8 protein-coding genes and 1 tRNA gene are annotated in these 7,443 nt (G+C 67.2%); 4 read left to right on the top strand and 5 right to left on the bottom strand.

Annotation, left to right across the window (positions count from 1 at the left end; all coding sequences use genetic code 11):
- On the bottom strand, positions 1–1,063 hold a 1,063-nt coding region (locus WA944_RS07065), incomplete at its 3' end, for a PucR family transcriptional regulator (RefSeq protein WP_526646645.1).
- A gap of 139 nt (positions 1,064–1,202) precedes the next feature.
- Positions 1,203–3,992 carry a pyruvate dehydrogenase (acetyl-transferring), homodimeric type gene (gene aceE / locus WA944_RS07060; protein WP_526374813.1) on the bottom strand — a complete coding sequence of 930 codons (2,790 nt, stop codon included), beginning with the start codon at positions 3,990–3,992 and terminating at the stop codon, positions 1,203–1,205.
- Between the two features lie 201 nt (positions 3,993–4,193).
- Here aceE and WA944_RS07055 point away from each other — a divergent pair, with 201 nt between their 5' ends.
- The 4 genes from WA944_RS07055 to WA944_RS07040 all read left to right on the top strand — a co-directional run bounded on the left by WA944_RS07055 (position 4,194) and on the right by WA944_RS07040 (position 5,885).
- Positions 4,194–4,766: an Rv2240c family protein gene (locus WA944_RS07055; protein ID WP_526375224.1), complete on the top strand. Its 573-nt coding sequence runs from the start codon at positions 4,194–4,196 to the stop codon at positions 4,764–4,766.
- A 59-nt stretch (positions 4,767–4,825) separates the two neighbouring features.
- Complete coding sequence (locus tag WA944_RS07050; RefSeq protein ID WP_526375222.1) at positions 4,826–5,299, top strand: DUF3052 family protein; 474 nt, start codon at positions 4,826–4,828, stop codon at positions 5,297–5,299.
- A 3-nt stretch (positions 5,300–5,302) separates the two neighbouring features.
- On the top strand, positions 5,303–5,758 hold the full coding sequence (locus WA944_RS07045; RefSeq protein WP_526375220.1) for a peroxiredoxin: 456 nt from the start codon (positions 5,303–5,305) through the stop codon (positions 5,756–5,758).
- Positions 5,759–5,813: 55 nt separating this feature from the next.
- A tRNA-Val gene (locus WA944_RS07040) sits at positions 5,814–5,885 on the top strand.
- 24 nt (positions 5,886–5,909) lie between these two features.
- Here the strand turns inward: WA944_RS07040 and WA944_RS07035 are convergent.
- The 3 genes from WA944_RS07035 to WA944_RS07025 all read right to left on the bottom strand — a co-directional run.
- On the bottom strand, positions 5,910–6,293 hold the full coding sequence (locus tag WA944_RS07035; RefSeq protein WP_526375218.1) for a type II toxin-antitoxin system VapC family toxin: 384 nt from the start codon (positions 6,291–6,293) through the stop codon (positions 5,910–5,912).
- Positions 6,294–6,305: 12 nt separating this feature from the next.
- A complete protein-coding gene (locus tag WA944_RS07030; RefSeq protein WP_526375216.1) occupies positions 6,306–6,554 on the bottom strand; it encodes a type II toxin-antitoxin system Phd/YefM family antitoxin in 249 nt (82 codons plus the stop codon).
- A gap of 62 nt (positions 6,555–6,616) precedes the next feature.
- Positions 6,617–7,443, bottom strand: an 827-nt coding sequence (locus WA944_RS07025; protein WP_526646643.1) for an amidohydrolase family protein, incomplete at its 5' end; no start/stop codon positions are given.

The following is a 7,443-nucleotide window of genomic DNA, read 5'->3' as shown; positions in this document are numbered from 1 at the left end:
CGCAGGCCTCGATCGCGCCGCCGGAGTCCAGGTAGGCGTCCAGCGTCTCCATCAGTGCCGGACCGGCGTCCGAGAGCGGCCGCATCACCTCGGCTTCCAGCGCAACCGCTGCTGTGGCATCACCCAGCAGTGCCCGCTCGGGCAGCAACTCGCGGGCCGCCACCGGCCGCGGCGCCCCCGCCCAGCCGGCCACCGCGTTCATCCCGGCGATCGCCTCGGTGGCGCTGCGGTGCGCCGCGCCCAGCGTCGGCGCGGTCGGCCCGACCACCACCGGCCCGTCGTCGAAGACCTTCATCAACTCCGAGAGGAAGCGATCGGTCGGTGACAGTCCGCCGGAGACGATGGTGACCAGCCAGGTGCCGTGGACGTCGGACAGGGCGGCCCGGCCGTTGCGCTTGGCCACGTCGTGGACATCGTCGCTGGCGAAGTCCGTCCGACCGGGTTGCGGCGTCCCGACCAGGACGGTCGCGGGCGCGGTGGCGTCCCAGTTCAGCGCGGCGGCCTGGGACTGCAACTCCGGGCCGAGGTCGCCGCGGACGACCGCATCGACCAGGTTGGCCTCCATCCGGGTGTCCCATGCGCCGCGGGCCTCGGCCTGGTCGGCGTACGCGGTGGCAGCGGCGAACGCCAGGTCCCGGCTGTAGCGCAGGATGCCCGCGGTCAGCGCGGTCAGTTGCTCCTCGGAGCGCGCCAGCAGCGGCACCACTTCCTCGAAGAACTCCATCGTGATGCGCACCATCTCGACGGACTGTCGCAGCGCGATACGCCGGCGCAGATCCTGGGGCACCACCTCGAACGCCTGCGCCGTGTAGCTCACGTCGCTCTGCGGATTGCGCATCCACTCGACGAAGTTGACGATCGCGGTCTGCACCACCAGCTGGACACTGGCCCGTTGCGAGGCCTCCAGGTCGGCGAAGAACGGCAGCCGTTCCTCCATGTAGTGCACGGCTTCGGTGGCCAACCGGCCGGAGTACTGCTTGAGCCGGCGCAGCGCCGACTCGGGAACGTTCTCCAGCACTTCGACCGTCGATCGCGGCGGGATGAACCGATTGTTGTCGGTCATCCCTAAAATCTACGCCTGTTTTTGGCGAATCCCTCCAAGGATCTTGGTGTCAGGCCACGCTGGTGCCGAATGTCGTCGCCTACGCGACTCCCCGGCCGAATGTCGTCGCCTACGCGACTCCCCGGCCGAATGTCGTCGCCTACGCGACTCCGGGGTCCGACGTCTGCTCCGGTGCCGCCATCACATCGTCGATCTCGTACTTCTTCGCGGCCTCGACCGCCGCCGACATGTCGATGTTGCCGTCGCGGGCCAGGCCTTCCAGCACTGCCACGACGATCGACTCGGCGTCGGTGTTGAAGTAACGGCGCGCGGCGGGTCGGGTGTCGGAGAAGCCGAAACCGTCGGTGCCGAGGGTGACGTAGGTGCCGGGCACCCAGGGCCTGATCTGTTCGGGCACCGCACGCATCCAGTCCGAGACCGCCACCACCGGGCCGGCCGCCTCGGCAAGCGCCTTGGTGACATACGGCGTACCGGGCTCGCGGTCGGGATGGCGCAGTCGCTCCTTCTCGATCGCCACGCCGTCGCGGTTGAGCTCGTTCCAGCTCGTCACCGACCACACGTCGGCGGCGACGTCCCATTCCGCGGCGAGCATCTCGGCGGCCTTCAGCGCCGAGGGCATCGCCACGCCGGACACCAGGATCTGCGCCGCATGGGACTTCTTCTCCGGCGCCTGCTGGTAGCTGTAGATGCCGCGCAGCAGCCCGTCGACATCGAGTCCTTCCGGCTCGGGCGGCTGGGAGTAGGGCTCGTTGTAGATAGTGATGTAGAAGTACACGTTCTCGGGGTTCTTGCCGTACATCCGGTCCAGGCCGCTTTCGATGATGTAGGCGATCTCGTAGGCGAACGCGGGGTCGTAGGCCACTGCGGCCGGGTTGGTGGACGCCAGCAGCAGCGAGTGGCCGTCGGCGTGCTGCAGTCCCTCGCCGACGAGCGTGGTGCGGCCCGCGGTGGCGCCCAGGACGAACCCGCGCGCCATCTGGTCGGCGGCCGCCCAGAAGCTATCGCCGGTGCGCTGGAACCCGAACATCGAGTAGAAGATGTAGATCGGGATCATCGGCTCGTTATGGGTGGCATACGACGAGCCCGCGGCGATGAAGGTGCCCATCGACCCGGCCTCGTTGATGCCCTCGTGCAGGATCTGCCCGATGTCGCTTTCCTTGTAGGCCAGCATCAGTTCGGCGTCCACCGAGGTGTACAGCTGCCCGTTGCGGTTGTAGATCTTCAGGCTCGGGAACCACGAGTCCATGCCGAAGGTGCGTGCCTCGTCGGGGATGATCGGCACGATCCGGTCCCCGATGTTCTTGTCGCGCAGGATCTCCTTGAACGTGCGGACCGTCGCCATGGTGGTGGCGACCTCCTGTTTGCCCGAACCCTTCTTCAACGCCTTGTAGGCGTCGCGGGCGGGAAGGGTCAGGGGCTTGGACTTGGTGCGCCGCTCGGGCAGGAACCCGCCCAGCGCTCGCCGGCGATCGAGCAGGTACCGGATCTCCGGCGCCTCCGGCCCGGGGTGGTAGTACGGCGGCAGATAGGGGTCGGCCTCGAGCTTCTCGTCGCTGACCGGGATGCGCTGGGCGTCGCGGAAGTTCTTCAGATCCTCCAGCGCCAGCTTCTTCATCTGGTGGGTGGCGTTGCGGCCCTCGAAATGCGAGCCCAGCGAGTATCCCTTGATCGTCTTGGCCAGGATCACCGTCGGCTGGCCCTTGTGCTCCATCGCGGCGTGGTAGGCGGCGTAGACCTTGCGGTAGTCGTGACCGCCGCGCTTGAGGTTCCAGATCTCGGTGTCCGACATCGGCTCGACCAGCGCCTTGGTCCGCGGGTCACGTCCGAAGAAGTGGTCGCGGACGTAGCCGCCGTCGTTGGCCTTGTACGTCTGGTAGTCCCCGTCCGGGGTGGTGTTCATCAGGTTGACCAGCGCGCCGTCACGGTCGGCGTGCAGCAGCGCATCCCACTCGCGGCCCCACACCACCTTGATCACGTTCCAGCCGGCACCGCGGAAAAACGACTCCAACTCCTGGATGATCTTGCCGTTGCCGCGTACCGGGCCGTCGAGACGCTGCAGGTTGCAGTTGACGACGAAGGTCAGGTTGTCCAGGCCTTCGAGCGCCGCGACGTGGGTCAGGCCGCGGCTTTCCGGCTCGTCCATCTCGCCGTCGCCCAGGAACGCCCACACATGCTGGTTGGAGGTGTCCTTGATGCCGCGGTCGTGCAGATAATGGTTGAACCGGGCCTGATAGATGGCGTTCATTGGGCCCAGGCCCATCGACACCGTGGGGAACTCCCAGAAATCGGGCATCAGGCGCGGGTGCGGATAGGACGGGATACCACCGCCGGGGTGGCTGTGCTCCTGCCGGAAACCGTCGAGTTGATCGGCGCTGAGTCTTCCTTCCAGGAACGCCCGGGCGTAGATGCCCGGCGACGCGTGGCCCTGGATGAAGATCTGATCTCCGCCGCCGGGGTGCGACTTGCCGCGGAAGAAGTGGTTGAACCCCACCTCGTAGAGCGCCGCTGAGGACGCGTAGGTCGAAATATGGCCACCGACACCGACTCCGGGACGCTGAGCCCGGTGCACCATGATCGCGGCGTTCCAGCGGATCCAGGCGCGATAGCGGCGTTCGACGTCCTCGTCTCCGGGGAACCACGGCTCCAGCTCGGTCGGGATGGTGTTGACGTAGTCGGTGGAGGTCAACGCCGGGATGGCGACGCGCTGCTCTCCGGCGCGCTCGAGCAACCGCAGCATCAGGTAGCGGGCGCGGGCGGGCCCGGACCGGTCGAGAAGGTCGTCGAAGGACTCGAGCCACTCGCCGGTCTCTTCGGGATCGATGTCCGGCAGATACGACGCGACACCTTCCCGGATGACCCGAACCCGGTCGGGTTCGCTTGCGCTGCTGGAGTTTTGGGCCAGATCCTGGCGCACGAACTCGGTGGTCAACTTCCGCTCCTTGTTAGGCGGGGTAAATGTGCGCGATCCGCGAAGTGGGTTTGCCTCGCTTCTCGCGCCCGGATGGTCCCATCCTCGTCCAATCCTGCCCCATCCGCGCCGAAGGGGTGGCGGGAGTGCGGGGAACCATCGATCGGCACCCGAACGTGCGTGTGGACCGACAGGTGAACCGGTAACGTCTGCACGGTGCTGATGGGTTGGCTGAGCGCGCCCCGTGCCCGGGTCGCCGGCTTCGTCACCGGCACCATGGCGGCGCTGGCGATGATCATCGTCGGCTGCACCAGCGTCACCGACGGCGACGCCGCGGTGGCCGAGGGTGAGGCTCCCCTGTACCGGGCATCGGTGTCGGCCTCGCTGGAGGAGTCGGCGGCCAGCTCGAGCGCCCGCGAGGCCGAACGCCAGCAGACCTTGACCACCGAGGCGATCCAGACCTCGTGCGAGGCGATGAGCTCGAGCAGTGCCGATGCCATCGGCGCCGTCAACACCTACGTCGCCGCCTTCAACTCCAACCCCGCCGACATCGCTCGCACCGCCGGTCCCGCGGTGGACGCGCTGAACCTCAGCGCCGACCTGGTCGGGGGCACCCTGTCCGACCTGTTGCCTCCCGAACTGCGGGACGCGCTCAACGGCTGGGTGGATGCCGCGCGGGCGGTCGCGACCGCCATCGTGGGCAATTACGGGACCGAGGAATTCAACTCCGCGATCACCCGGCTGAACGACTCCAAGACCGTCGCGCTGGACCGATGCGACGCGGCATACCGATGAAACCTGCCATCACACGTCCGCAGTCGCAGCAGGCCGTGCGACGATAGGGCGAGACAAACATGACACAGCGCACAATGAGCGAGTTGGCTGAAGGAGGACTGAAGGTGGTCTCGGCGGGTGACCCCCCGAACTACGCCCAGAGACTGGGCATAGAAAAAGATCAGGTCGTGCAGGAACTGGGCTGGGACGAGGACACCGACGACGACATCCGGTTCGCCATCGAGGATGCGTGCGGCGCAGACCTGCTCGACGAGGACTCCGACGAAGTCATCGACGTGGTGCTCCTGTGGTGGCGTGACGGGGACGGCGACCTCGTCGACACGCTGATGGATGCGATCACCCCGCTTGCCGACGACGGCGTCATCTGGGTCGTCACTCCCAAGACCGGCAAGGCCGGGCACGTGCAGCCGGCCGAGATCGCGGAGTCGGCACCGACTGCGGGACTGATGCAGACATCGTCGGCGAACCTGGGGGACTGGTCCGCCAGTCGTCTGGTGCAGCCGAAGGCAAACGCCATCACCAAGCAGCGGTAGCGCGTGCTTGGAGTCGGCGACGACGCACCGGACTTCACGCTCAAGGATCAGAACAACCAGCCGGTGACGCTCAGCTCACTTCGTGGTGCCAAGAACGTGCTGCTGGTCTTCTTCCCGCTCGCGTTCACCAGCATCTGTGCGCGCGAGCTGGACGAGATCCGCGATCACCCGGACGATTTCGTCAACGACGAGACCACCACGCTGGCCATCTCCGTGGGACCGCCGCCGACACACAAGGTGTGGGCGGCCCAGCGCGGCTTCACGTTCCCGGTGCTGGCCGACTTCTGGCCGCACGGCGCGGTCAGCCAGGCCTATCGCGTGTTCAACGACGACAGTGGGTTCGCCAACCGGGGGACCTTCGCGGTGGACCGCTCGGGAGTCATCCGCTTCGCCGAATGCAAGCAGCCCGGCGAGATGCGCGACCGCGCCGTGTGGTCACATGCGCTGGCCGCGCTGTGACCGGGCTGAGAGAATTTCCGGTGGCAGGTGTGGTGCGTGTACCCTGCCCGGGATCGGGCGCGTAGCTCAGTGGTAGAGCTCTGGTTTTACACACCAGCGGTCGGCGGTTCGATACCGTCCGCGCCCACCGATGTTCATCCATGGTCAGTGATCAGATGCCGACGACGCGGACCAGCTTCTCGAGGCTGGCGAAATCGTCTGCATTCCTGGTGTAGAGCGCGAGTCGGTTCGCGTGGGCGGTAGCCGCGATCAACAGATCCGCAAATCGGCTCCGTGGTTTTCTCCCTCTGCCGACGACCGCTGCGACGATCAGCCCGTAGCTGCGTGCTGCAGCGCCGTCGAAGGGCAGGGGTTCGAGTCGCGAGTCGACCTCCTGCAAGCGGTTCTGTCGTTTCGCAGCCTCGATGGGCGTCGCGGCGAGTAGCGGGCCTGCAGCCAACTCGGCCGCTGTGATCGCCGAAATCGCTATCTCATCCGGAAGGGCGGCAACGACGATCGGATCGTGCCAGTCGATGACCACCGAGGTGTCGATCAAGCCTGCCGCCACCTAGATGCCTTGATCGATCATCGTGTCGAGATCCTCACGGAACCGTTGGTGGTCGATCCGCACAGCACCGCGGGCCAGATCCTCGACTTCGTCACGACCGATGAACGTTCGCCGCCCCGGCCGAATCGGGCGGAGTTCCGCTACCGGCTCACCATTGCGGGTCACGACGAAGGTCTCGCCGGCCGCGACGGCATCGATCACCTTCGCGTTTTCGTTGCGGAGGTCACGCTGCGGGATCGACCGAGCCACAGGGCAAGCGTAGCAAGATGTGCTACGTCGCGCTACACAGTCGTGGCCTGAGAAGTTCGATTTCAGCAGCAGCCCGGCGCGCTGCGCTCGGCCAGGTGTGCATGCTGGGCGTTGTCGGCACCGCCGACGGCGGTGAGGAACTCCTCGAGGTCGACCCGACGCCCACCCAGCCACGTTCCGCCTACCCGCACCGCGTCGATCAGCTCGGCCGGCTTCACGGTCCACGGATCGGCGGTCAGCGCGACGAAGTCGGCCAGCTTGCCCGGCGTGATCGACCCGATCAGGTGCTCCCGACGCAGCGTGCGGGCCGCGTCGATGGTTTGGGCGCGCCACGCCTGATCCAGCGAGATCGCCTGATCGGCGCCGTGCACGGTGCCGTTGCGGGTGCGCCGGGTGACCGCGGTGGCGATGTTGATGACCGGTAGGGGCGGCGACACCGATCCGTCGTTGTGCAGCGACACGCACGCCCCCGAGGCGACGGCGTCGGCGAACGCAGCCCAGCGGGCGCCGTGCTCGGTGTCGAACATCGCGCCGTCGAGCAGTTCTCCCCAGTAGTAGTACTGGAACGGCGCCAACGACACGTGCACCCCCAGCCGGGCGGCCCGGTCGAAGTGTGCGCGGGTGCCGGCGCCGCAGTGCTCCAGCCGCCAGCGATGGTCGGTTCCCATCAGGGAGTGCCGGTGCAGCGCGTTCTCGTAGGCGTCCAGCGCGAGGTCCAGGGCCAGATCGCCGTTGGCGTGGAACGCCATCTGCCAGCCCTTCGGTGCGGCGTGGTCGAGGATCTCGTCGAGCTGCGCGCGCGAGTAGTTCATCGACTTGGCACCACCCGCGGTGGCCGGGTCGATCCCGGCCGTGCGGGTGGCCTCGGTGTCCAGGTAGGGAAACGAGA

The sequence above is a fragment of the Mycobacterium sp. genome (assembly GCF_049683355.1).
Classification (GTDB): Bacteria; Actinomycetota; Actinomycetes; order Mycobacteriales; family Mycobacteriaceae; genus Mycobacterium.
This window is presented reverse-complemented; position numbering and strand designations above follow the sequence as displayed.